19 protein-coding genes are annotated in these 21,043 nt (G+C 67.2%); 9 read left to right on the top strand and 10 right to left on the bottom strand.

Annotated features, from left to right (window positions below; genetic code table 11):
* Positions 1-113 precede the first annotated feature (113 nt).
* Positions 114-2,009 (top strand): S9 family peptidase, encoded by a 1,896-nt coding sequence (locus J0A91_RS06850; protein WP_069204282.1) that lies wholly within the window; start codon positions 114-116, stop codon positions 2,007-2,009.
* 270 nt (positions 2,010-2,279) lie between these two features.
* Positions 2,280-3,233, top strand: a complete 954-nt coding sequence (locus J0A91_RS06845; RefSeq protein ID WP_069204281.1) for an IS110 family RNA-guided transposase — start codon at positions 2,280-2,282, stop codon at positions 3,231-3,233.
* A gap of 228 nt (positions 3,234-3,461) precedes the next feature.
* Here J0A91_RS06845 and J0A91_RS06840 read toward each other — a convergent pair whose 3' ends face one another.
* On the bottom strand, positions 3,462-4,139 hold the full coding sequence (locus J0A91_RS06840; protein WP_069204280.1) for a queuosine precursor transporter: 678 nt from the start codon (positions 4,137-4,139) through the stop codon (positions 3,462-3,464).
* 204 nt (positions 4,140-4,343) lie between these two features.
* Between J0A91_RS06840 and J0A91_RS06835 the strand changes: the two genes are divergently transcribed.
* Positions 4,344-5,930: a peptide chain release factor 3 gene (locus tag J0A91_RS06835; RefSeq protein ID WP_069204279.1), complete on the top strand. Its 1,587-nt coding sequence runs from the start codon at positions 4,344-4,346 to the stop codon at positions 5,928-5,930.
* A gap of 231 nt (positions 5,931-6,161) precedes the next feature.
* On the opposite strand, the gene J0A91_RS06830 is transcribed toward J0A91_RS06835, so the two are convergent.
* The 5 genes from J0A91_RS06830 to rpmF all read right to left on the bottom strand — a co-directional run bounded on the left by J0A91_RS06830 (position 6,162) and on the right by rpmF (position 9,265).
* The gene (locus tag J0A91_RS06830; RefSeq protein ID WP_083224543.1) at positions 6,162-6,578 is read right to left on the bottom strand and encodes a MerR family transcriptional regulator; all 417 of its coding nucleotides are present in this window, start codon (positions 6,576-6,578) and stop codon (positions 6,162-6,164) included.
* Positions 6,575-6,871 carry an integration host factor subunit alpha gene (locus tag J0A91_RS06825; protein ID WP_069204278.1) on the bottom strand — a complete coding sequence of 99 codons (297 nt, stop codon included), beginning with the start codon at positions 6,869-6,871 and terminating at the stop codon, positions 6,575-6,577. The genes J0A91_RS06830 and J0A91_RS06825 overlap by 4 nt, the downstream gene beginning before the upstream one ends.
* Positions 6,872-7,023: 152 nt before the next feature.
* Positions 7,024-7,983 carry a beta-ketoacyl-ACP synthase III gene (locus J0A91_RS06820; RefSeq protein ID WP_069204277.1) on the bottom strand — a complete coding sequence of 320 codons (960 nt, stop codon included), beginning with the start codon at positions 7,981-7,983 and terminating at the stop codon, positions 7,024-7,026.
* A gap of 35 nt (positions 7,984-8,018) precedes the next feature.
* Complete coding sequence (gene plsX, locus J0A91_RS06815; RefSeq protein WP_420852830.1) at positions 8,019-9,029, bottom strand: phosphate acyltransferase PlsX; 1,011 nt, start codon at positions 9,027-9,029, stop codon at positions 8,019-8,021.
* A 56-nt stretch (positions 9,030-9,085) separates the two neighbouring features.
* Complete coding sequence (gene rpmF / locus J0A91_RS06810; protein WP_069204275.1) at positions 9,086-9,265, bottom strand: 50S ribosomal protein L32; 180 nt, start codon at positions 9,263-9,265, stop codon at positions 9,086-9,088.
* A 206-nt stretch (positions 9,266-9,471) separates the two neighbouring features.
* Here rpmF and J0A91_RS06805 point away from each other — a divergent pair, with 206 nt between their 5' ends.
* On the top strand, positions 9,472-9,906 hold the full coding sequence (locus J0A91_RS06805; RefSeq protein WP_240502224.1) for an MAPEG family protein: 435 nt from the start codon (positions 9,472-9,474) through the stop codon (positions 9,904-9,906).
* Between the two features lie 135 nt (positions 9,907-10,041).
* Here J0A91_RS06805 and J0A91_RS06800 read toward each other — a convergent pair whose 3' ends face one another.
* On the bottom strand, positions 10,042-10,701 hold the full coding sequence (locus J0A91_RS06800) for an MBL fold metallo-hydrolase (RefSeq protein ID WP_069204274.1): 660 nt from the start codon (positions 10,699-10,701) through the stop codon (positions 10,042-10,044).
* 87 nt (positions 10,702-10,788) lie between these two features.
* Between J0A91_RS06800 and pabB the strand changes: the two genes are divergently transcribed.
* From pabB to clpS, 3 genes are all read left to right on the top strand, one after another.
* Positions 10,789-12,564, top strand: a complete 1,776-nt coding sequence (gene pabB, locus J0A91_RS06795; RefSeq protein ID WP_069204273.1) for an aminodeoxychorismate synthase component I — start codon at positions 10,789-10,791, stop codon at positions 12,562-12,564.
* A gap of 33 nt (positions 12,565-12,597) precedes the next feature.
* Positions 12,598-13,797 (top strand): pyridoxal phosphate-dependent aminotransferase, encoded by a 1,200-nt coding sequence (locus J0A91_RS06790; protein ID WP_069204272.1) that lies wholly within the window; start codon positions 12,598-12,600, stop codon positions 13,795-13,797.
* A gap of 187 nt (positions 13,798-13,984) precedes the next feature.
* Positions 13,985-14,311, top strand: a complete 327-nt coding sequence (gene clpS / locus J0A91_RS06785) for an ATP-dependent Clp protease adapter ClpS (protein ID WP_069207113.1) — start codon at positions 13,985-13,987, stop codon at positions 14,309-14,311.
* Positions 14,312-14,439: 128 nt separating this feature from the next.
* On the opposite strand, the gene J0A91_RS06780 is transcribed toward clpS, so the two are convergent.
* Positions 14,440-15,141 (bottom strand): Crp/Fnr family transcriptional regulator, encoded by a 702-nt coding sequence (locus tag J0A91_RS06780; RefSeq protein ID WP_083224542.1) that lies wholly within the window; start codon positions 15,139-15,141, stop codon positions 14,440-14,442.
* Positions 15,142-15,326: 185 nt separating this feature from the next.
* Between J0A91_RS06780 and murA the strand changes: the two genes are divergently transcribed.
* Positions 15,327-16,610 carry a UDP-N-acetylglucosamine 1-carboxyvinyltransferase gene (murA, locus tag J0A91_RS06775; RefSeq protein WP_069204270.1) on the top strand — a complete coding sequence of 428 codons (1,284 nt, stop codon included), beginning with the start codon at positions 15,327-15,329 and terminating at the stop codon, positions 16,608-16,610.
* Positions 16,611-17,007: 397 nt separating this feature from the next.
* On the opposite strand, the gene J0A91_RS06770 is transcribed toward murA, so the two are convergent.
* Together J0A91_RS06770 and J0A91_RS06765 are read right to left on the bottom strand one after the other, a co-directional pair.
* Positions 17,008-17,835 carry a phasin family protein gene (locus J0A91_RS06770; protein WP_069204269.1) on the bottom strand — a complete coding sequence of 276 codons (828 nt, stop codon included), beginning with the start codon at positions 17,833-17,835 and terminating at the stop codon, positions 17,008-17,010.
* Positions 17,836-17,969: 134 nt separating this feature from the next.
* Complete coding sequence (locus tag J0A91_RS06765) at positions 17,970-19,697, bottom strand: PHA/PHB synthase family protein (protein ID WP_069204268.1); 1,728 nt, start codon at positions 19,695-19,697, stop codon at positions 17,970-17,972.
* A gap of 139 nt (positions 19,698-19,836) precedes the next feature.
* Here J0A91_RS06765 and J0A91_RS06760 point away from each other — a divergent pair, with 139 nt between their 5' ends.
* The gene (locus J0A91_RS06760; protein WP_069204267.1) at positions 19,837-21,042 is read left to right on the top strand and encodes an LL-diaminopimelate aminotransferase; all 1,206 of its coding nucleotides are present in this window, start codon (positions 19,837-19,839) and stop codon (positions 21,040-21,042) included.
* The last annotated feature ends 1 nt before the right edge of the window (position 21,043 follow it).

Here is a 21,043-nt window from a genome sequence, read left to right as displayed (position 1 = left end):
GCTTGTCGAAGGGCGTGTCACACGCGCCAGCGTTTGGGGCACGTGCTTCGACAGGCTCAGCACGAACGTGGCACGTAAACCATTTATATTTCAGTGTTTCCCCGGAGTTCCCCATGCGTCTGTACCTCGCCGCCGCCCTGCTCGCATCCGCCGCCACCCCCGCGCTGGCCGCGCCGGTGCGCAGCTACGCCGATCTCGCACTCTCGCCGCGTGGTGACCGCATCGCCAGTATCGACTCGGTCGGCGCCCCGCATGGCGTCATCACCGTGCGCGCCGCCAACGGGCAGGTGGTGCGGACGCTCGATCCCTGCGCGACCTGCACCTATTCGGACGTGACGTTCGCGCCCGACGGCCGATTGGCGTGGCTGGCGCGCGACAAGAAGGCGGGGATCGTCACGTTGGGCGTCGAGGACGGCAAGGCGACCCGCACCGTCGCGACGATCGCGGGCGTCGCCGAGACGCCGCGCTTCTCGCCCGATGGCACGCGCATCGCGCTGCTCGTCACGATCGGCGCGGCCAAGGAGATCGGCGCGAACCAGGCCGGGGTGCGGCAGGTCGGCGAGATCGGCGAGACCAGCGACGAGCAGCGCATCGCGGTGTTCGACCTGAGCGGCGCGCCGGTCGCGGCGGCGGCGGTGAAGCCGCTCTCGCCGGCCGGCCGCTACGTCTACGAATATGACTGGACGCCCGACGGCACCGGTTTCGTGGTGACCAGCGCGCTCGGCAATGGCGACAACAATTGGTGGGTGGCGACGCTCGACCGGATCGATGCGACCACCGGCGCGGTCCGCACCATCGCCAAGCCGACGACTCAGATCAATGTCCCGCGCGTGTCGCCCGATGGCCGTGAGGTCGCCTATATCGGCGGATTGATGAGCGACTTCGGCTCGGTCGGCGGCGACGTGTGGAGCGTACCGCTTGCCGGGGGCACCCCGCGCAACCTGACCGCGAACGCGAAGTTCACCGCCACCTCGATCGCGTGGACGCGCGCGGGCGTGCAGGGCACCGCGCTCCGCGGCGGCGACCTCGGTCTGCTGTCGGTGGGCGCGCGCGCCGCGCTCGGCTGGCACCGCCCGGCGAGCTTCGGCGCGGGCGACGGGCATGTCGCCTACAGCGCCGATGGCAGCCGGGTCGCGATGGTGGTGCAGGATTTCACGCATGCGCCGGCGATCTATGCCGGGCCGGTCGCCGCGCCGGTGCCGATCACGCACGATAACGATTCCGCGCCCGCGCTCGCCGCCGCGCGCAGCATCACCTGGAAGAACGACGGGTTCGACGTGCAGGGCTGGCTGCTTGCGCCGCTCGGCGCCGACCCGGCCAGGAAGGCGCCGATGGTGACGATCGTCCACGGCGGCCCGGCGGCGGCGAACGTGCCGTCCTACCTCACGCCCGACAGCACGAGCGGCACGTTGCTCGCCGCCGGTTACTACATCTTCCTGCCCAATCCGCGCGGCAGCTATGGCCAGGGCGAGGCGTTCACCGCCGCCAACAAGCGCGACTTCGGTGGCGGCGACCTGCGTGACATCCTGACCGGGATCGACGCGGCCGAGAAGGCCGCGCCAATCAACGACGCGCGGCTCGGGCTGACCGGCGGCTCCTATGGCGGGTTCATGTCGATGTGGGCGAACACCCAGACCAACCGCTTCAAGGCGATCGTCGCGGGCGCGGGGCTGTCGAACTGGGTGAGCTATTACGGCACCAACGGCATCGACCAGTGGATGCTGCCGTTCTTCGGCAAGACCCTGTACGACGATTACAAGGCATATGAGGCGGCCTCGGCGATCTACTTCATCAAGGCCGCCAAGACCCCCACCTTCATCTGGGCGGGCGAGCGCGACATCGAGGTGCCGCCGACGCAATCGACCGAATATTGGCACGCGCTCAAGGATCTGGGCGTGCCGACCAGCCTGGTGATCTACCCGGACGAGGGGCATGGCGTGCGGTTGCCGACGCATATGAAGGATCTGCGCGCGCGGACGGTGGCGTGGTTTGACAAATATTTGAAGTAGGGCGCTCCCCCTGCTCCCGTTCGTGCTGAGCCTGTCCGCAGGCGGTGGCGTTTGCGGCACGTGCTTCGACTGCGCTTGTGTGTTGGAAATGTGCATAATGGCGATTGCCGGGACGGGGTGGCCACCCCGTCCCGGCGGCGGATGTGAGGCCGTTCGACTTGGCGATCTTGCAAGATCGTTGCTGAGCAGGGCCGCATCCGTCTTCCCAAACCCCGAACAGTTGCTTGGGGCCATTACGGACCCCGCATCACAAGCTTGGGAGACCGGATCATGCCACAGCCCGACCTGTTTGTCGGCATCGATGTTGCCAAAAACGAATTGGTTGTCCGTCTTCATCCTCTCGGTGAGGAATGGCGTTTTGCGAACGACAAGGCGGGGTTGAAGGCGCTCGAACACCGCCTCAAGGCGTTTGCCGCCCGATATCATCTCCTCATCGGCTTCGAGGCGACGGGTGGCTACGAGCGCAAGCTTGCCGCGCTGCTCGACCGCCTCGGGCTGACCGCGTATCTGCTCGATCCCGCCCGGGTGCGCAACTTCGCCCGCGCCGAGCGGCAGTTAGCGAAAACCGACCCGCTGGATGCCGCCGTGATCGCGCGTTGCCTCGCCGCGCTCCATCCCGAACTCACCCCATATCGGCACGATCCTCAGGCAGCACGCCTTGCCGAGCATGTCCGCATGCGCGATCTCGCCGTCGCCCAGCGCATCCAGCTCGGCAATCAGTTCGAGACCCTCGACGATCCTGCCATGCGCCGCCTCGTCAAAGCCCAGGTCGGCAAACTCAAAGCGCTCGCCCTGCGGATCGAAAAGGCCATCGCCGCCCTCATCGCCGCAAGCCCCGATCTGGCGACACGCGAACGCCTGATGCGCTCCGCACCCGGTATCGGCCCGATCGTGGCGGCATGCCTGCTCGCGCACATGCCAGAGCTCGGCGCGCTCTCCAGCCGACAAGCCGCAGCCCTCGTCGGCGTCGCCCCCTTCGACCGGCAAAGCGGCGCCACCCGAAAACCCGGACGGTGCGCCGGCGGAAGACCCGCTGTACGCAGGTGCCTCTACCTCGCCGCTCTCGCTATCGCACGCTCCAAAAAAGGCCCCCTCGCACAAACCTGCCAGCGCCTCCGCGACAACGGCAAACCCGCCAAGGTCGCCCTCGTCGCAACCATGCGAAAACTCATCATCACACTCAATGCCATGCTCAAATCACAGCAAACATACCGGCATGCATGAACACAGTTGCTCAGCACGAACGGGTTTTGGGTGGGTACGCGCCCTCTCCCAAACCGTTCGTGTCGAGCCCTTCGGCTGGCTGGCAGGCCAGCCGCTCAGGATGAACTTCGGCCCTTCAGGCAGAAGTCGAGACACCTGCGTTGGGGTCTGCCCCTCGACTTCGCTCGGGGCGAACGGTTGGGGGGGGAAGGTTGCGCGCCACCCCCTGCCCCCCGAACGGAGCGCGCGTTACGCCGCCCGGTCCAGCCGCCGCCCGAACGCGACGAAGAGGTAGATCAGCGGCGGCACCAGCACCGCCGAGAGCAAGACCTTGACGATCATCTGCCCGAGCAGCAGCTCGCCGATCGGGAAGACGCCGAGGAAGGCGATCGTCACGAACAGAAGCGTATCGACGATCTGGCTGAGGATGCTGGCCACGCCGGCGCGCAGCCACAGCAATTTGCCGCCCTCGCGGCCTTTCAGCATCGAGAACACCGTCACGTTGAGCGTCTGCGAGATGCCGTAGGAGACGATCCCGCCGAGCCAGATGCGCGGGGTGCCGCCCATCATCATCGCGAACGCCGCCTGCCGGTCGGGCGTCATATCGGGCGAGGCGGGCAGCGCCAGCACCAGCAGCGACAGCAGCACCGAGGTGACGAGCGGCACGAAGCCGAAGCGCACCAGCCGGTTGGCGGTGGCGCCGCCGTGGAGTTCGGCAACCGCGCTGGAGGTGATGACGAGCAGCAGGAACGCGGCGATCCCCGCCTCGATCGCGAGCGGGCCGAGCCCGATCATCGGCCCGAGCGCGGAAATCGGCCCGAGCGAGACCTGTTTGTTGCCGAGCACGCCCGCGATGCAGACCATGCCACCGTAGAAGATCGACAGGAAGAAGAGCGAGCGCGGGATCGCGAGGGGCGGCTTTTGCATCCGCTGTACGCTACCGTGTTTCGGGCGCGCGTCAAACCGCCCGTCGCCCCGGCGGAGGCCGGGGCCGCCGGGTAACTTGGCGGGCCGGCTGCCCCGAACACAGCGGCCCCGGCCCCTTCGGCCGGCTGGCAAGCCAGCCGCTCAGGACAGGCTCCGCCGGGGCGACGATAGACTCGCATGGCCCACAGCGCCTAAAGCGCCGCGATGAATCACATCTCCGACCGCCGCACCTTCGCGATCATTTCACACCCTGACGCCGGCAAGACCACGCTCACCGAGAAACTGCTGCTGTTCGGCGGCGCGATCCACCTCGCCGGCGAGGTCAAGGCGCGCGGCGCGGCGCGGCGGGCGCGATCGGACTGGATGAAGATCGAGCAGCAGCGCGGCATCTCGGTGACGTCGTCGGTGATGACGTTCGAACGGCAGTTCGACGGGATCGGGGGCGTGACCTTCAACCTGCTCGACACGCCGGGCCACGAGGATTTCAGCGAGGACACCTATCGCACGCTGACCGCGGTCGATTCGGCGGTGATGGTGATCGACGTCGCCAAGGGCATCGAGAGCCAGACGCGCAAATTGTTCGAGGTGTGCCGGCTTCGCAACGTGCCGATCATCACCTTCGTCAACAAGGTCGATCGCGAGGGGCGCGAGGTGTTCGCGATTCTCGACGAGGTCGCGGAAATGCTCCAGCTCGACGTGACGCCAATGACGTGGCCGATGGGGACCGGCAGCGATTTCGAGGGGATTTTCGATCTTGCCACCAACCGGCTGCTGCTGCCCGAGGGGCCGAGCCGCGAGTTCCAGGGCAAAGTGATCCAGACCACCGGCGTCGATGATCCGCAACTCGACGCGATCATCTCGGCACGCAATCTCGCCAAGGTGCGCGAAGAGGTCGAACTGGCGCAGGTCGGCTATCCCGAATTCGACGCCGAGGCGTATCGGCGCGGCGACATGACGCCGGTCTATTTCGGCTCGGCGCTGAAGGAGTTCGGGGTCGATTCGCTGATCGAGGCGCTCGCGGCGTTCGCGCCGCCGCCGCGCGCGCAGCCGGCCGAGCCGGCCGCGGTCGAGCCGACCCGCGACGAGGTGACCGGGTTCGTGTTCAAGGTGCAGGCCAATATGGACCCCAACCACCGCGACCGGATCGCCTTCATGCGGCTGTGTTCGGGGACGTTCAAACGCGGCATGAAGCTGACGCCGACGGGCCATGGCAAGCCGATCGCGATCCATTCGCCGATCCTGTTCTTCGCGCAGCAGCGCGAACTGGCCGACGAGGCGTATCCGGGCGACATCATCGGCATCCCCAACCACGGCACGCTTCGGGTGGGCGATACGCTGAGCGAGCGCGCCGACGTGCGCTTCACCGGGCTGCCCAATTTCGCGCCCGAAATCCTGCGCCGCGTCGCGCTCAAAGACCCGACCAAGACCAAGCAGTTGCGCAAGGCGCTCGACGACATGGCCGAGGAGGGCGTGACTCAGGTGTTCTATCCCGAGATCGGCTCGAACTGGATCATCGGCGTGGTCGGGCAGCTCCAGTTGGAAGTGCTGCTGTCGCGGCTCGATGCCGAGTACAAGGTCGCGGCGGGGCTGGAGATGGCACCGTTCGAGACCGCGCGCTGGGTCTCGGCGGACGATCCGGCGGACTTGAAGGCGTTCACCGATCTCAACCGCAGCGCGATGGCCAAGGACCGTGACGGCAACCCGGTGTTCCTCGCCAAATCGGCATGGGAGGTCGGCTATATCGCCGATCGCTATGCCAAGGTGAAATTCGCGGCGACGCGCGAGCGGTAGGACCGGCTGCGTCTCCCCCGCGCGGTGGTGTTGGGGCACGCACTTCGACAGGCTCAGTGCGAACGGGGTTGGTGTGGTGAACCGTCTTGCTGGTCGGCGCTGATCCCCTCTCCCGCACGCAATCCCCTCACCCGGTCGTGCTGAGCCTGTCGAAGCACGTGCCTCGCGCGGTGGTGGTTGGGGCGCGCACTTCGACGGGCTCGGTGCGAACGGGGTTGGGAGACGCGCGCCTCAGCCGACGGCGGCGTCCTCGGCGAGCGCATCGGCGAGCGAGTCGCGGAGTGCGCGCACCGCCTCCATCGTCGCGGCGCTGGCGGGGGCGCGTTTGCGTTCGTCGGCGAGGAGGGTCTGGACGCCGCGGATCGTATAGCCTTGCTGGTTGAGCAGGTCGTTGATCCGCTGCACCAGCGCGACGTCTTCGGGGCGATAATAGCGGCGATTGCCGGCGCGTTGCAGCGGGCGGAGCTGGGGAAAGCGAGTCTCCCAATAGCGCAGGATGTGCTGCGGCAGGCCGGTCTCGCGCGAGAGTTCGCCGATCGTGCGGAACGCACCCGCCGCCTTCCCGCCGGCGGGGCCTGCGCCGGAAGCTGGTTCGTCTGCCGTGATGTCACCCGCCACCGTCTCCGACGGATCGGGAGGCACCATCATCCGGCTTCCACGATACGATCGCGCATCATCTGGCTGGCGCGGAAGGTGAGGACGCGGCGCGGCGCGATCGGCACTTCCACCCCGGTCTTGGGGTTGCGCCCGACGCGCTCGCCCTTGTCGCGCAGCACGAAGGTGCCGAAGCCCGAGATCTTGACGTTCTCGCCATTGGACAGCGCCTCGCACATATGTTCGAGAATCTGTTCGACGAGCTTGCCCGAATCGGCGCGCGACAGCCCGACTTGGTGGTGCAGCGCTTCCGACAGATCAGCACGAGTCAGTGTTCCGGCAGTCATAGCGTTTCCCTCCCCCTTTCCCCAAAGGTCAGGCCTGCGTAACACGACGCGGAAACCGCCGAAAGAGGCTTAGCTATTCTGCCGTAACGATCTTTTGGGGCAAAATGGTACTGACAACGTGGTCAACAACCGATCGGCCCCGTGCGATCACCCTAAAAGCGCACCACTGCGGCGCCCCAGGTGAAGCCGCCGCCCATCGCTTCGAGCACGATCAGGTCGCCGCGCCTGATCCGCCCGTCGCGCACCGCCGTATCGAGCGCGAGCGGCACCGAGGCGGCGGAGGTGTTGGCGTGTTGATCGACCGTGACGATCACCTTGTCGGGCGAGAGTCCGAGCTTCTTCGCGGTGGCATCGAGGATGCGGGCATTGGCCTGGTGCGGCACCAGCCAGTCGATCGCGCTCGCATCAAGCCCGACGACCGCCATCGTCTCGGTGAGGACCGAGGCGAGATTGACGACGGCGTGGCGGAACACCTCGCGGCCCTTCATACGCAGCTTGCCGACGGTGCCGGTGGTGGAGGGACCGCCATCGACGTAGAGCATGCCATTGTGGCGGCCATCGGCGTGGAGCCGCACCGCCAGCACGCCGCGCGCGTCACTTTCCTGCGCTTCGAGCACGATCGCGCCGGCGCCGTCGCCGAACAGGACGCAGGTCGCGCGGTCCTCCCAGTCGAGGATTCGGCTGAACGTCTCGGAGCCGATCACCAGCGCGCGCCGGGCCGAGCCGGCGCGGATCATGCTGTCGGCGACCTGCAGCGCATACAGGAAGCCCGAACAGACCGCCGCCACGTCGAACGCGACGCAATCGTTTATGCCGAGCATCGCCTGCACCTTGGTGGCGCTCGACGGGAAGGTCTGATCGGGAGTCGCGGTGGCGAGGACGATCAGGTCGATGTCCTGTGCGGCGACATCGGCGGCGGCGAGCGCAGCGCGGGCGGCGTCGGCGGCGAGCGTCGCGGTGGTCTCGTCCGGGCCGGCGATGTAGCGGAAGCGGATGCCGGTGCGCTCGACGATCCATTCGTCCGAGGTGTCGACGGTTTCGGCAAGCTGCGCGTTGGACACCCGGCGCGCCGGCAGCGCGGAGCCGGTCCCGGTGATGACGGCGCGAATCATGCTGTTTCCTTCAAGCGGCCCAGGGTGCGGCTCGGTCAGGCCGCTTTTGCTTCGAAATTGCCGAGATCCTCGGCGATGCGGCGCGTCAGATCGTCGCGCACCATCTTGGCGGCGACGCTGATCGCGGTGGCGACGCCGATCTCGTTGGCGCCGCCGTGGCTCTTGAGCACCAGCCCGTTCAATCCGAGGAACACCGCGCCATTGTGGTTGTTGGGATCGAGGTGATGGCGCAGCAGATCGGTCGCGGGCTTGGAGATCAGGAAGCCGATCTTCGAGCGCATCGAACTCTTGAATGCACGGCGCAGCAGATCGGCGACGAAGCGCGCGGTGCCCTCGGCGGTTTTCAGCGCGATGTTGCCGGAGAAGCCGTCGCACACGATGACATCGACTTCGCCGCGCGACAGCCGATCGCCTTCGATGAAGCCAGTGAAGGTCATCGGCAGATGAGTCGCGAGGCGCAGCGTCTGCGCGGCGTCGCGAATCTCATCGGTGCCCTTCTGGTCCTCGCTGCCGATGTTGAGCAGCGCGACTCGCGGGCTCTGGAGTTCGAGCGTGGTGCGCGCATAAGCGGCGCCCATCACCGCGAACTGGACGAGGTTGCGCGCGGTGCATTCGGTGTTCGCGCCGAGATCGAGCACGACGACATCGTTCTCGCCGAGCGAGGGCAGCATCGCGGCGAGCGCGGGGCGATCGATGCCGGGCATGGTGCGCAGGCTGAGCTTGGCCATCGCCATCAGCGCGCCGGTATTGCCCGACGACACCGCGGCGGCGGCGCGGCCCTGTTTGACCATGTCGATGGCGACACCCATCGATGTCGTCTTGGCGCGACGAATCGCCTGACTCGGCTTGTCGGACGACCCCACCACGCCGGGGGCGTGGACGATCTCCGAATGCGCGGTCAGGTTGGGATGGCTCTTCAGCCCTTCGGTGATCGCCGCCTCATCCCCGACGAGGATGAAGCGCAGGTCCGATCCCCGCCCCTCGAACTGACGACGCGCGCGTGCGACCCCGGCCAGCATCACTGCCAGCCCTTCGTCGCCACCCATCGCGTCAACGGCGATCCGGGAGCCGTTCGTCACTTTCGCCCCCCGTTCCGCAGAGATCAGCCTTCGACCGAGACGATCTCGCGGCCGTTGTAATGGCCGCACGAATTGCAGAGGTTATGCGGGCGCTTCAGTTCGCCGCAGTTCGGGCATTCCTGAAACGAATCGATGCTCAGTGCATCGTGAGCCCGGCGCATGCCGCGCTTGGACGGCGTAGTTTTTCTCTTGGGGACGGCCATTTCGGCGAAACCTTGTGCTTGTTGCGTGTTCGATTCGGGGCGATTCGCCCGGACCCGAGCCCAAGCGACCGACGATTAGGAGTCGGCCGCGGGGGCACCTGCGGCCGAACGCATCGCGAAGCACCGCGCCTATAGCGATTCTCCGCGGCGTTGCAAGCTCGGAGGCAGCGTGGCACAGCGCCGGCCTCTCACAAAAGGATGAAATTGTGGCGCCTGTCCTGCTGCCGATCACGCTCACCGCCGTCGGCGGGGCGGGTATCATCAACTTCTGGCTGGCGGTGCGGACCGGGCTGATCCGGCGCCAGACCGGAGTCGAGCTGGGCGACGGCGGCAATCTGCCGCTGATCCGCCGGATGCGCGCGCACGCCAATTTCGTCGAATATGCGCCGTTCGTGCTGATGCTGATCGCGCTGATCGAAGTCTCGATCGGCAGCCCGGTGTGGCTGTGGGCGGTGAGCTCGGTGTTCCTGATCGCGCGAATCGCGCATGCGCTCGGCATGGACGGCATGCCGACCGGGCGCGAGGCGGGCACGTTCGTGACCTTCGCGGTGCTGCTCGGGCTGTCGGTGTATGCGGTGGCGCTGCCGTTCACCGGCGGGGTGGGACGGCAAGTGACGGAGACGGTGATTCGGGTGCGGTAACCAGACTTTCCTCCCCCGCCAGGGGGAGGTGTCGCCAAAGGCAGACGGAGGGGGAGGACACGGAACCTCCGAGACCATCCCGCATCCGCCCCCTCCGTCACGCTACGCGTGCCACCTCCCCCTGGCGGGGGAGGATTATGCCGCCAGCGCGGCGTCGCTCACATAGGGGTTGCTGGCGCGTTCCTGGGCGAAGGTGCTCATCTGGTTGTGGCCGGGGATGAACGCGGTCTCGTCGCCGAGCGGCCAGAGCTTGGTGACGATCGCGTCGAGCAGATCCTGATGGTTGCCCAGCGGAAAATCGGTGCGGCCGATCGAGCCGGCGAACAGCACGTCGCCGACGATCGCCAGTTTCGAGGGCGCGTGGTGGAACACGACGTGGCCCGGCGTGTGGCCGGGGCAATGGTATACGTCGAGTGTGAGGTTGCCGACGGTCACTGAGTCACCATCGTCCAGCCAGCGGTCGGGCTCGAACGGGGTGCCGGGCACGCCGTAGTTGCGGCCATCGTCGGCGAGGCGGGCGATCCAGAAGCGGTCGGCCTCGTGCGGCCCCTCGATCGGCACGCCGAGTTCCTGCGCGAACGGGCCAGCCGATCCGCAATGGTCGATATGGCCGTGGGTGACGAGGATCTTCTCGACCGTGACATTGTGCTGCGCCGCCGCCGCGCGCAATTTGGGGAGATCGCCGCCGGGATCGACGAACGCGCCGCGCATCGTTTCGGTACACCAGAACAAGGTGCAATTCTGCTGGAGCGGCGTGACCGGGACGATCGTCGCGCGGAGAGGGGGATTGGCCATATCCCGACGAGATAGAAGCCATCAGAAAAGCGAACAAGAGCCGGGGCTTGCCCCTGAGGGCATAACCGCTGCATCTGTCGGCGGGACATGCTGCCGCTTGACGCCCCTTTCGTCCTGCTCGACGACGCCAGTGATATTGGCGAGGGCGCGCGGCTGTATCGCGACCCGGTGCGGATCGTGGTGGCGCACCGCATCGCCGAGGTCTCGCCGGCGCTGGCGGCAGTACGGGCGGGCCAGCGCGCCGGGCTGCATGCCGCGGGGTATCTCGCTTATGAGGCGGCGGCGGCGTTCGAGCCGGTGTTGGGCGATCCGCCCGAGACGGACGCCCCGCTGTTGTGGTTCGGGCTGTTCGAACGCTGGGACGATATCGCCGACGTGGCCGCGCTGCTGCCCGATCCGGCGGGGGCGTGGATCGGCGCGCCGGTGCCGGCGATCGGGTTCGCCGACTATGCCGCGCGGTTCGACCGGGTGCGCGAGTGGATCGTCGCGGGCGATATCTATCAGGCCAACCTCACCTACCCGGCGACCGTGCCGGTGCGGGGCGACCGCCGCGCGGTGTATGCGCAACTGCGCGGGCGCGCGAAGGGCGGGTTCGGCGCGCTGGTGAACGACGGCGCGCGCTGGCTGCTGTCGCTGTCGCCCGAATCGTTCTTCGCGCTGTCGGGGCGCGATCTGCGCTGCCGGCCGATGAAGGGCACCGCGCGGCGGGGCGCGACGCCGGCGGAGGACGAGCGCCTCGCCGCCGGCCTCGCCGCCGATCCCAAGCAGCGCGCCGAGAATCTGATGATCGTCGACCTGATGCGCAACGACCTCGCCCGCGTCGCCACGCCGGGCAGCGTCGCGGTGCCCGATCTGTTCGCGGTCGAGCGCTATCCGACGCTCCACCAGCTCGTCTCGACCGTCACCGCCGAGCTTGCCGACGGGCGCGACGCGATCGACGTGCTGGCGGCGCTGTTCCCGTGCGGATCGATCACGGGCGCGCCCAAGCTGCGCGCGATGCAGGTGATCGACGCGATCGAGCAGGCCCCGCGCGACGTGTACACCGGCGCGATCGGGCGGATCGACGCGGACGGCGACGCCGCGTTCAACGTCGCGATCCGCACGTTGACGCTGATGGACGGCGCGGAAACGGCGACGTTCGGGGTGGGCGGCGGCATCGTCGCCGATTCGCGCGTGGCCGACGAATGGGCCGAGACTCACACCAAGAGCGCCTTTCTCGCCACGCCCGGCCCCGGTTTCGATTTGATCGAGACGATGACCTTCGATCCGCTGACGGGGGTGGCGCAGCTCGAACGCCATCTCGCGCGGTTGCAGGCGAGCGCCGCCGCGTTCGCCTTCGGGTTCGACCGGCATAGCGTGCGCAACGAGCTTCAGGCGGCGACCTTCCGGTTGCGCGAACCGCGCCGGCTGCGCCTGCTGCTCGCGAAGAGCGGCGCGATCGCGATCGAGGTAACGCCGCTGCCGCCCGCGTCGGCCGGCCCGGTGGCGGTCGCTGTCGTGCCGCTGCCGGTCGACCGCCACGACTTTCGCCTGCGCCACAAGACCACCGACCGCGGCTTTTACGACCGGGCGCGCGCCGAGTCGGGCGCGTTCGAGGTGGTGTTCGCCGATCCTTCGGGCGCGCTGACCGAGGGGAGTTTCACCTCGCTGTTCGTGGCGCGCGGCGGCGTGCTGGTGACGCCGCCGCTGGCGCGCGGGCTGCTGCCGGGCGTGCTGCGCGAGACGCTGATCGCCGAGGGCAAGGCGATCGAGGGCGAGTTGACCGCCGCCGACCTTACGGATGGCTTCTTCATCGGCAACGCGCTGCGTGGGCTGATTCCGGCGGTCGTAACGGTTGCGAAGCGTGCGAAGGCCAGTCTATAGCCGCGCCGCTTTCCCTATAGAGGCGTCTTTCTCATGCACCCATCCGCCGCGCTCGCGCGCATCAAGCCCTCGCCCACGCTCGCGATCACCACGCGCGTGCAGGAACTGAAGCGCGCCGGCGTCGATGTGATCGGTCTGGGCGCCGGTGAACCCGATTTCGACACGCCCGATTTCATCAAGGAAGCCGGCATCAAGGCGATCCGCGACGGGCAGACCAAATATACCAATGTCGACGGCACGCCCGAGCTGAAGGATGCGATCGCGCGGAAATTCCTACGCGACAACGGCCTGACCTATACGCGCGACCAGATCAGCGTGAATTCGGGCGGCAAGCACACGCTGTTCAACGCGATGGTCGCGACAATCGACGCGGGCGACGAGGTGGTGATCCCCGCGCCGTATTGGGTGAGCTACCCCGATGTCGTGCTGTTCGCGGGCGGCACGCCGGTGTTCGTGGCGGCGGGCGCCGACCAGAATTACAAGATCACCCCTGCGCAGCTCGACGCGGCGATCACGCCGAAGACCAAGTGGGTGATCCTCAACTCGCCGTCGAACCCGACCGGCGCCGCCTATAGCGAGGCCGAACTGAAGGCGCTGGGCGCGGTGCTGGAGGCGCATCCGCACGTGTGGATCTTCGCCGACGACATGTACGAACATATCCTGTTCGACGATTTCAAGTTCACCACGATCGCGCAGGTCTGCCCGTCGCTGTACGAGCGCACGCTGACCGCCAACGGCTGTTCGAAGGCCTATGCGATGACCGGCTGGCGGATCGGCTTCGCCGGCGGCGCGCCGTGGCTGATCAAGGCAATCTCCAAGCTGCAATCGCAATCGACCAGCAACCCGTGCTCGATCGCGCAGGCGGCATCGGTCGCGGCGCTGACCGGCGACCAGGGCTTCCTCAAGGACAATGCCGCGCTGTTCCAGCGCCGGCGCGATCTCGTCGTGGGGATGCTCAACCAGGCCGAGGGTATCACCTGCCCGCTGCCCGAGGGCGCGTTCTACGTGTATCCCGAATTCTCGGCGCTGATCGGCAAGAGCACGCCGGGCGGCAAGCGGATCGAGACCGACGAGGATTTCGTCGGCTATCTGCTCGACGACGCCAAGGTCGCGGCGGTGCAGGGCGCGGCGTTCGGCCTCTCGCCGGCGATGCGGATCAGCTATGCGACCAGCGACGAGCTGCTGACCAAGGCCTGCACGCGGATTCAGGAGGCGTGCGCGGCATTGCGTTAAGCCTCCTGCGTTCGTGCTGAGCCTGTCGAAGCACGTGCCCCAAGCACACCGCCCCGGGCACGGGCTTCGACAAGCTCAGCCCGAACGGTTGGTAAAAACAGGGCTGGCGCTCAAGACCCCCTTGCCCTTGGCCCGTGCGATGCCATATTTTCGCTTCGCCATGATCGACACACCACACCCCACGACGATGGCCGAGCATACGGACGGCGATGACGACGGCACCGGGCTCGGTGTCGCGACTCGCACGCGTGCCCGCACCAAGCAGCCGACGCCCTACCGCGTCCTGCTGCTCAACGACGATTACACGCCGATGGAGTTCGTCGTTCTCGTGCTCCAGCGCTTCTTCCGCATGGACATGGAGGCGGCGACTCGGGTGATGCTCCATGTCCACCAGAAGGGGGTCGGGGTGTGCGGAATCTTCAGCTACGAGGTCGCCGAGACCAAGGTCGCGCAGGTGACCGAGTTCGCACGGCAGAACCAGCATCCGCTGCAATGCATGCTGGAGAAGGCGTAACTTTCCCCGACGTCACCCCAGCGCACGCTGGGGTCTGTTTCGTTGAAACGCTCGGCCCGCCCCACAAAGATCCCAGCTTGCGCTGGGATGACGGGTTTAGGGGGCTGGATTAGGGTCCGACCGCGCCGCTACCCCCGCGACTCGGGCAGCCAGCCGAGATCGAGCCTTTCATAGCGATCGACGAAGTTCGACGCGCGGGCCAGCGCGCGCTCGTCGAGGAAACGGACCCGGCCGGCTTCGCGTGCGATCAATCCTTCCTCCTCCAACTGGCGCAACATGCGGTTGACGTGGACGGCGGTGAGGCCGGTGGCGTCGCCGATCTCCTCCTGAGTCAGCCCGAGCGCGAAGCTGTCACCGACGCTGTTGTCGAGCCTGCCCGCGCGGCTGCGCATCTCGATAAGGACCGCCGCGACGCGCGCCTTGGCGGAGGTGCGGCCGAGCGCCGCCAGCCGGTCGGTCAGCGCGGCGCGCTCGATCTGGCTGTAGACGAGGATCAGCGCGGCGAGGCGCGGATGCGCGACCAGCAACGCGCTGAGCGCGGCGCGTTCGAACGGCGCGACGGTGCAGTCGGACAAAGCGGTGATCGTCTCCGGCGCGACATCGTAGACCAGGTTCGAGACGGCGAGCAGATCGCCCGCGGAATGGATCCGCAGGATCTGCCGGCTGCCATCGTCGAGCAGCACCGAACTCATCATCTGCCCGCTGCGCAGCACGTACACTTCGCCGACGCGGTCGTTCTCGCGCTGCAGCGTGACGCCGCGGCGCAGATGCCGTTCCCGTTGCTCCAGACGCTCAAGGGCTTGATATTCAATGTCCGTCAGCACGACCATGTCGTTGAGACGGTCGGCGAAACGACTGCCAGGCACGCGTAACATTCCCCCACTGGTCCACCGTTCAAAGCATTGCCGTAAATTCAGTGCATTAAAGTCGATCAAGCGTGTCTCAAAGCCGACCCATTCCGGATCTAAGCACCGGCCCGGCTTGCGCGCGCGAGGCGAGGCGATATGAGCGGCGGATGGATCGCATCATCATTCGCGGCGGCAAGCGCCTGTCAGGCCGCCTCCCCATCTCCGGTGCCAAGAACGCCGCCCTGACGCTGATGCCGTGTGCGCTGCTGACCGAGGAACCGCTGACGCTGCGCAACCTGCCGCGGCTCGCCGACGTCGACAGCTTCGGGCATCTGCTCAACCAGCTCGGCGCCTCGACCCAGATCGAGGGCGCGCGCCCCGAGGATTTCGGCCGGGTCATGACGATCCGGGCGGGCAAGCTGACCTCTACCGAGGCGCCCTATGACATCGTGCGCAAGATGCGCGCGTCGATCCTCGTGCTGGGGCCGCTGGTCGGCCGCGCGGGCGAGGCGACGGTGTCGCTGCCGGGCGGCTGCGCGATCGGCAACCGGCCGATCGACCTCCACCTCAAGGCGCTCGAAGCGCTCGGCGCCGAGATCGAGCTGGCGGCGGGCTATGTGAAGGCGACCGCGCCGGGCGGGCGGCTGGCGGGCGGCGATTACGTGTTCCCGATCGTGTCGGTCGGCGCGACCGAGAATGCGGTGATGGCGGCGACGACCGCGCGCGGCGTGTCGCGGATCGGCAATGCCGCGCGTGAGCCCGAGATCGTCGATCTGTGCAACTGCCTGGTGGCGATGGGCGCGAAGATCAGCGGGATCGGCACCGAGACGCTCGAGATCACCGGAGTCGACCGGCTGCACGGCGCGACCTATGCGGTGATGCCCGACCGGATCGAAGCAGGCAGCTATGCCTGCGCGGCGGCGATCACCGGCGGCACGCTCGATCTGGTCGGCGTCGTGCCCGAGGACATGCGCGCGACGATCGCGGCGCTGGTCGCCGCTGGCGTGACGGTGGAGGAGCGCGGCAACATCCTGCACGTCGCCGCGCCGGAGCGGCTCCAGCCGCTGACGCTCTCCACCGCGCCCTTCCCCGGCTTCGCCACCGACATGCAGGCGCAGTTCATGGCGATGCTGACGCTCGCCAACGGCGCGAGCGTGCTGACCGAGACGATCTTCGAGAATCGCTACATGCACGTGCCCGAGCTGGCGCGGATGGGCGCGGACATCCACGTCTCGGGCCGGACCGCCGTCGTGCGCGGCGTGACCAAGCTGGTCGGCGCGCCGGTGATGGCGACCGACCTGCGCGCGTCGATGAGCCTGATCCTCGCCGGCCTGGCTGCGGAGGGCGAGACTCAGGTGGCGCGCGTGTATCACCTCGATCGCGGCTATGAGCGCCTCGAAGAGAAACTGAGCGCGGTCGGCGCGGATATCGAGCGCGCCGGCGACGGTTGATCGGTTCGCGGTCTCACGCGGCCTATACGAATAGCCAGGAACGACCGTCCCTGACCCGGTCTCCCGCGAAAGCGGGAGTCCAGGGCCACACGCGTTACGTTTGCCGCTCTGGACTCCCGCTTTCGCGGGAGAACGGATGGCTTGGCGTCATGCACCTTCAACCCGGTCGCACTGAGCCTAGTCGAAGTGCGTGTCACGGGCGCCGCGCTTGAGGCACGTGCTTCGACTGCGCTCAGCACGAACGGGGTTGAGGGTGCCAATCGCACGCTGGCGCTGTGATCTGTCCCTCGGTTTCGCTCGGGACGAAGAGGTGTGGCGCGCACGATCTCCTTCACGCCACGCACGAAAAAGGGGCCGCCCTCGCGGGCGGCCCCTTTCGTAACCCGAACGTCAGCGGTTACGCTGCGATCTTGGCCTTTTCGGCGGCGAGCGCGACGCGGTTCGACAGCGGCTGGGCGACTTCGCCGGCCAGCTTGAGCATCGCTTCGGTGTGCTTCGACGATTCGGCGACGAGCGAGTCGAACGACTGGCGGAAATAGTCGCTCTGGAGCTTGAACAGCTCGGTCGGCGACTTCACCGATGCGAAGCTCTTCATCATCGCGGTCGCGCCTTCGAACTGCTTGCGCGTGTAATCGGCAGCTTCCTGACCGAACGATTCGAGGCCCTTGGCCGCGATCTTGCTCGATTCGACGACGGCTTCGATGTTGCCCTTGCCGAACGCGTTGATCTCTTCGAACATCTTGGTGCTCTTCTCGAAAGCGGCCTTGGCGCGCTCATTGGCATCGCCGAACAGAGCCTGGGTCTTGGTGGTGGCGTCCTGGATCGTGGCTTCCATGGTGTTTTCCTTGTGCGAGATCGCCGCGGAAGACAGTTCCGGGGCTGGGGGCTGCTGGGTAGAAACGAAAGGCTCCGGCGCAGCGACGGGTTCGGGTGCGGCGGCGGCCGGTTTGGGCGCCGGCGTGATCTCCGGCACGACCGCGGCCGGGACCATTGGTACGGCTAGGGTCGGTGCCGGTTCGGCGGCCTTGGCGGCGACCGGTTGGGGCAGCATCGGCGCGGGCAGCTTGGCCTTGGGCGCGGGTTTCGACGCTCCTGGCTTGAGCGGCTTTGCCGAGACGACCGGCTTGAGCGGCGCCGGCGCGGTGGCTGCGATCGGGGGCGTCGGCACGGCCGGCTTGTTCGGCCCCTTGCCGCGCGCGGCGGGCTTGGGAATATCACCGGCCATATCAACGTCTCCTGCCGTTTTGCTGCCATGCAATATAGACAAGTTGGCCGAAGATCGCAAGAAGTTTGTTGCAGTGCAACATGACTGTCATGCTGCAATGTTCATTACGATAACACAGACAAATCGGAGGCGCTTTACCTTTCGCGCACGTAACGACCCGGCGCGTCTTCGAGCGCCTTCGCGCTTCCCGCACCCGGTTTGCGTGGCCCGGTCGCGCGTACCGTCGCGGGATCTATCGCGCGAAGCCACGCGGCCCAGTCGGGCCACCAGCTACCCTTGGTTTCGTGCGCCGCGGCGAGGAAATCCTCCAGCGTGCCCTTTGGTTCCGCGCCGCTCCAATATTGGTATTTGTTCGCATCGGGGTGGTTGACCACGCCGGCGATATGCCCCGATCCGGCCAGCACGAAGCGAATCGGCCCGTTGAGATGCCCGGTCATCTTCCACACGCTTTCCGCGGGCGCGATATGGTCCTCGCGGCCTGCCTGTACGTAGGCGGGCGTCTCGATCAGACCGAGATCGATCGGCGTGCCGCCCACGCTCAGCGCGCCGGGGGTGGCGAGCCGATTGTCGCGGTACAGATCGGTCAGGTAGCTCAGATGCCATTTCGCCGGCAGGTTGGTGGTGTCGCTGTTCCAGTGGAGCAGGTCGAACGGCGCGTAATCATTGCCGAGCAGATAATTGTTGGTGACATAGTTCCAGATCAGGTCGCGCCCGCGCAGCAGGTTGAAGGTCGCCGCCATGTAGCGCCCGTCGAGATAGCCGTCCGGCGTCAGGTCCTTGAACATCGCGAGCTGGGTATCGTCGACGAAGTGGAGCAATTCGCCCGCATCGGCGAAATCGACCTGGGCCGTGAAGAAGGTCGCGCTCGCGACGATATCGGCCTGGCCCCGCGCCGCCAGCACCGCGAGCGTGGCGGCGAGCGTGGTGCCCGCCACGCAATAGCCGATCGCATGGACCCGTTCGACCTTGAGCGCGGCGCGAATCGCCTCGACCGCATCGATCTGCGCGGCGACATAATCGTCCCACACCACGTCCTTCATGCTGGCGTCGGCCGATTTCCACGACACCATGAACACGGTGATGCCCTGATCGACCGCCCAGCGCACGAAGCTCTTCTCGGGCGTGAGATCGAGGATGTAGAAGCGGTTGATCCACGGCGGGAAGATCACGATCGGCGTCTTGAGCACATTGGGCGTGGTCGGCGCGTACTGGATCAGCTCGTAGAGTGGCGTGCGGTGGATCACCTTGCCGGGGGTGACGGCGAGGTTGCGGCCAAGCTCGAACGCGCCCGGCGCGACCTGGGTCATCTGCCCCTTCGCGATGTCGGCGAGCATGTTCTGCAAGCCCTTGACGAGATTCTCGCCGCGCGTCTCGATCGTCTTCTCCAGCACCTGCGGGTTGGTGGTGGGGAAGTTGCTCGGGCTCATCGCGTCGATGAAGGCGCGCGTGGCGAAGCGAAGCTGGTCCTTCTGCTTGCCCTCGACCCCCTCGATCGACTCGACCGCGCGCAGCAGATGATCGGAGAGCAGGAAATAGCTCTGCCGAATCCAGTCGAACACAGGGTTCTCGTGCCAGCGCGAATCGCGGAAGCGGCGGTCGGCGGTCCGTTCGGGGCTTTGCGCCGGGCCTTGCGCGGCGGGATCGAGCAGATGCTGCCACAGAGCGATGCTGTCGCGCCAGAAATCCTGCGCGCGCGCCACCGTCGCGGCATCGGTGACGCCGGGAATCGCCGGCATCGCGTTGCTCTCCACAGGCTTCATCGCGGCGAGGCCGTGTTCGAGCGCGATCTGCTGCAAGCGGCCGAGGATCAGAGTCCAGTGCTGCATGTCCTCGAGACTGGGCATGCCGAAGCCAGCGCCCATCGGAGCAGCGTCGGACTTTGGCTGGGTGTCGGTCTCGCTCACGCGCGTTCTCCTTCGCCGTTGGCGGGTTTTGCTTTCGCCGGCGGCTGTTCGGGTTCTATAAGCGTGCCGTCGCGCCTTTGCGACCTTGGGAAATCCTGTGTCCGACGAATTCTACCGCATGAAGCGCCTGCCGCCCTACATCATCGCCGAAGTGAACGCGATGCGGGCCGAAGCGCGCGCCGGCGGCGAGGACATCATCGATCTCGGCATGGGCAATCCCGATCTGCCGCCGCCGCCGCACGTCATCGAGAAGCTCTGCGAAGTGGCGAGCAAGCCGGGCGCGCATGGCTATTCGCAGTCGAAGGGCATTCCGGGCCTGCGCCGCGCGCAGGCGAATTATTACGGTCGCCGCTTCGGCGTCGAGGTCGATCCCGAGACCGAGGTGGTCGTGACGATGGGATCGAAGGAGGGGCTCGCCAGCCTCGCCACCGCGATCACCGCGCCGGGCGATGTCGTGCTCGCCCCCAACCCGTCCTACCCGATCCACACATTCGGCTTCATCATCGCCGGCGCGACGATCCGCGCGGTGCCGACCACGCCCGACGAACACTATTTCGAAAGCCTGGAGCGCGCGATCGCCTTCACGGTGCCGCGCCCGTCGATCCTCGTCGTCAACTATCCGTCGAACCCGACCGCCGAGACGGTCGATCTCGCCTTCTACGAGCGGCTGGTGGCGTGGGCGAAGGAGAACAGCGTCTGGATCATCTCCGACCTCGCCTATTCGGAGCTGTATTACGACGGCAAGCCGACCGTCTCGATCCTCCAGGTCAAGGGCGCGAAGGACGTCGCGATCGAGTTCACCTCGCTCAGCAAGACCTATTCGATGGCGGGCTGGCGGATCGGCTTCGCGGTGGGCAATGCCAAGCTGATCGCGGCGATGACTCGGGTGAAATCGTACCTCGATTACGGCGCGTTCACGCCGATCCAGGCGGCGGCATGCGCGGCGCTCAACGGCCCGCAGGATATCGTCGCGGCCAATCGCGCGCTGTACCACAAGCGCCGCGACGTGCTGGTCGAGAGCTTCGGGCGCGCCGGCTGGGACATCCCCGCCCCGCCCGCGAGCATGTTCGCGTGGGCGCCGCTGCCGCCCGCGCTCAAGCATCTCGGCAGCCTCGAATTCTCCAAGCAATTGCTGACCCACGCCAAGGTCGCGGTCGCGCCCGGCGTCGGCTACGGCGAGAATGGCGAGGGGTTCGTGCGGATCGCGATGGTCGAGAACGAGCAACGGCTGCGCCAGGCCGCGCGCAACGTGAAGCGCTACCTGCAAAGCATGGGCGTCAACACGCCGGCCCGCACCGGCTGAA

The sequence above is a fragment of the Sphingomonas panacis genome, assembly GCF_001717955.1.
Classification (GTDB): Bacteria; Pseudomonadota; Alphaproteobacteria; order Sphingomonadales; family Sphingomonadaceae; genus Sphingomonas; species Sphingomonas panacis.
Note: the sequence above shows the minus strand (reverse complement) of the source record. Positions and strands in the feature narration are given on the sequence as shown.

Bases quoted from the DNA above. Each gene is read 5' to 3' on its own strand.
- J0A91_RS06845 (WP_069204281.1), top strand. From the start codon at position 2,280: ATGCCACAGCCCGACCTGTTTGTCGGCATCGATGTTGCCAAAAACGAA.
- J0A91_RS06765 (WP_069204268.1), bottom strand. From the start codon at position 19,697: ATGGGCGCTGGCTTCGGCATGCCCAGTCTCGAGGACATGCAGCACTGG.
- rpmF (WP_069204275.1), bottom strand. From the start codon at position 9,265: ATGGCCGTCCCCAAGAGAAAAACTACGCCGTCCAAGCGCGGCATGCGC.
- J0A91_RS06850 (WP_069204282.1), top strand. From the start codon at position 114: ATGCGTCTGTACCTCGCCGCCGCCCTGCTCGCATCCGCCGCCACCCCC.
- J0A91_RS06825 (WP_069204278.1), bottom strand. From the start codon at position 6,871: ATGACTGCCGGAACACTGACTCGTGCTGATCTGTCGGAAGCGCTGCAC.
- murA (WP_069204270.1), top strand. From the start codon at position 15,327: ATGGATCGCATCATCATTCGCGGCGGCAAGCGCCTGTCAGGCCGCCTC.
- J0A91_RS06800 (WP_069204274.1), bottom strand. From the start codon at position 10,701: ATGGCCAATCCCCCTCTCCGCGCGACGATCGTCCCGGTCACGCCGCTC.
- clpS (WP_069207113.1), top strand. From the start codon at position 13,985: ATGGCCGAGCATACGGACGGCGATGACGACGGCACCGGGCTCGGTGTC.
- J0A91_RS06830 (WP_083224543.1), bottom strand. From the start codon at position 6,578: ATGATGGTGCCTCCCGATCCGTCGGAGACGGTGGCGGGTGACATCACG.
- pabB (WP_069204273.1), top strand. From the start codon at position 10,789: ATGCTGCCGCTTGACGCCCCTTTCGTCCTGCTCGACGACGCCAGTGAT.
- plsX (WP_420852830.1), bottom strand. From the start codon at position 9,029: ATGGGTGGCGACGAAGGGCTGGCAGTGATGCTGGCCGGGGTCGCACGC.
- J0A91_RS06790 (WP_069204272.1), top strand. From the start codon at position 12,598: ATGCACCCATCCGCCGCGCTCGCGCGCATCAAGCCCTCGCCCACGCTC.
- J0A91_RS06835 (WP_069204279.1), top strand. From the start codon at position 4,344: ATGAATCACATCTCCGACCGCCGCACCTTCGCGATCATTTCACACCCT.
- J0A91_RS06840 (WP_069204280.1), bottom strand. From the start codon at position 4,139: ATGCAAAAGCCGCCCCTCGCGATCCCGCGCTCGCTCTTCTTCCTGTCG.
- J0A91_RS06780 (WP_083224542.1), bottom strand. From the start codon at position 15,141: ATGGTCGTGCTGACGGACATTGAATATCAAGCCCTTGAGCGTCTGGAG.
- J0A91_RS06820 (WP_069204277.1), bottom strand. From the start codon at position 7,983: ATGATTCGCGCCGTCATCACCGGGACCGGCTCCGCGCTGCCGGCGCGC.
- J0A91_RS06770 (WP_069204269.1), bottom strand. From the start codon at position 17,835: ATGGCCGGTGATATTCCCAAGCCCGCCGCGCGCGGCAAGGGGCCGAAC.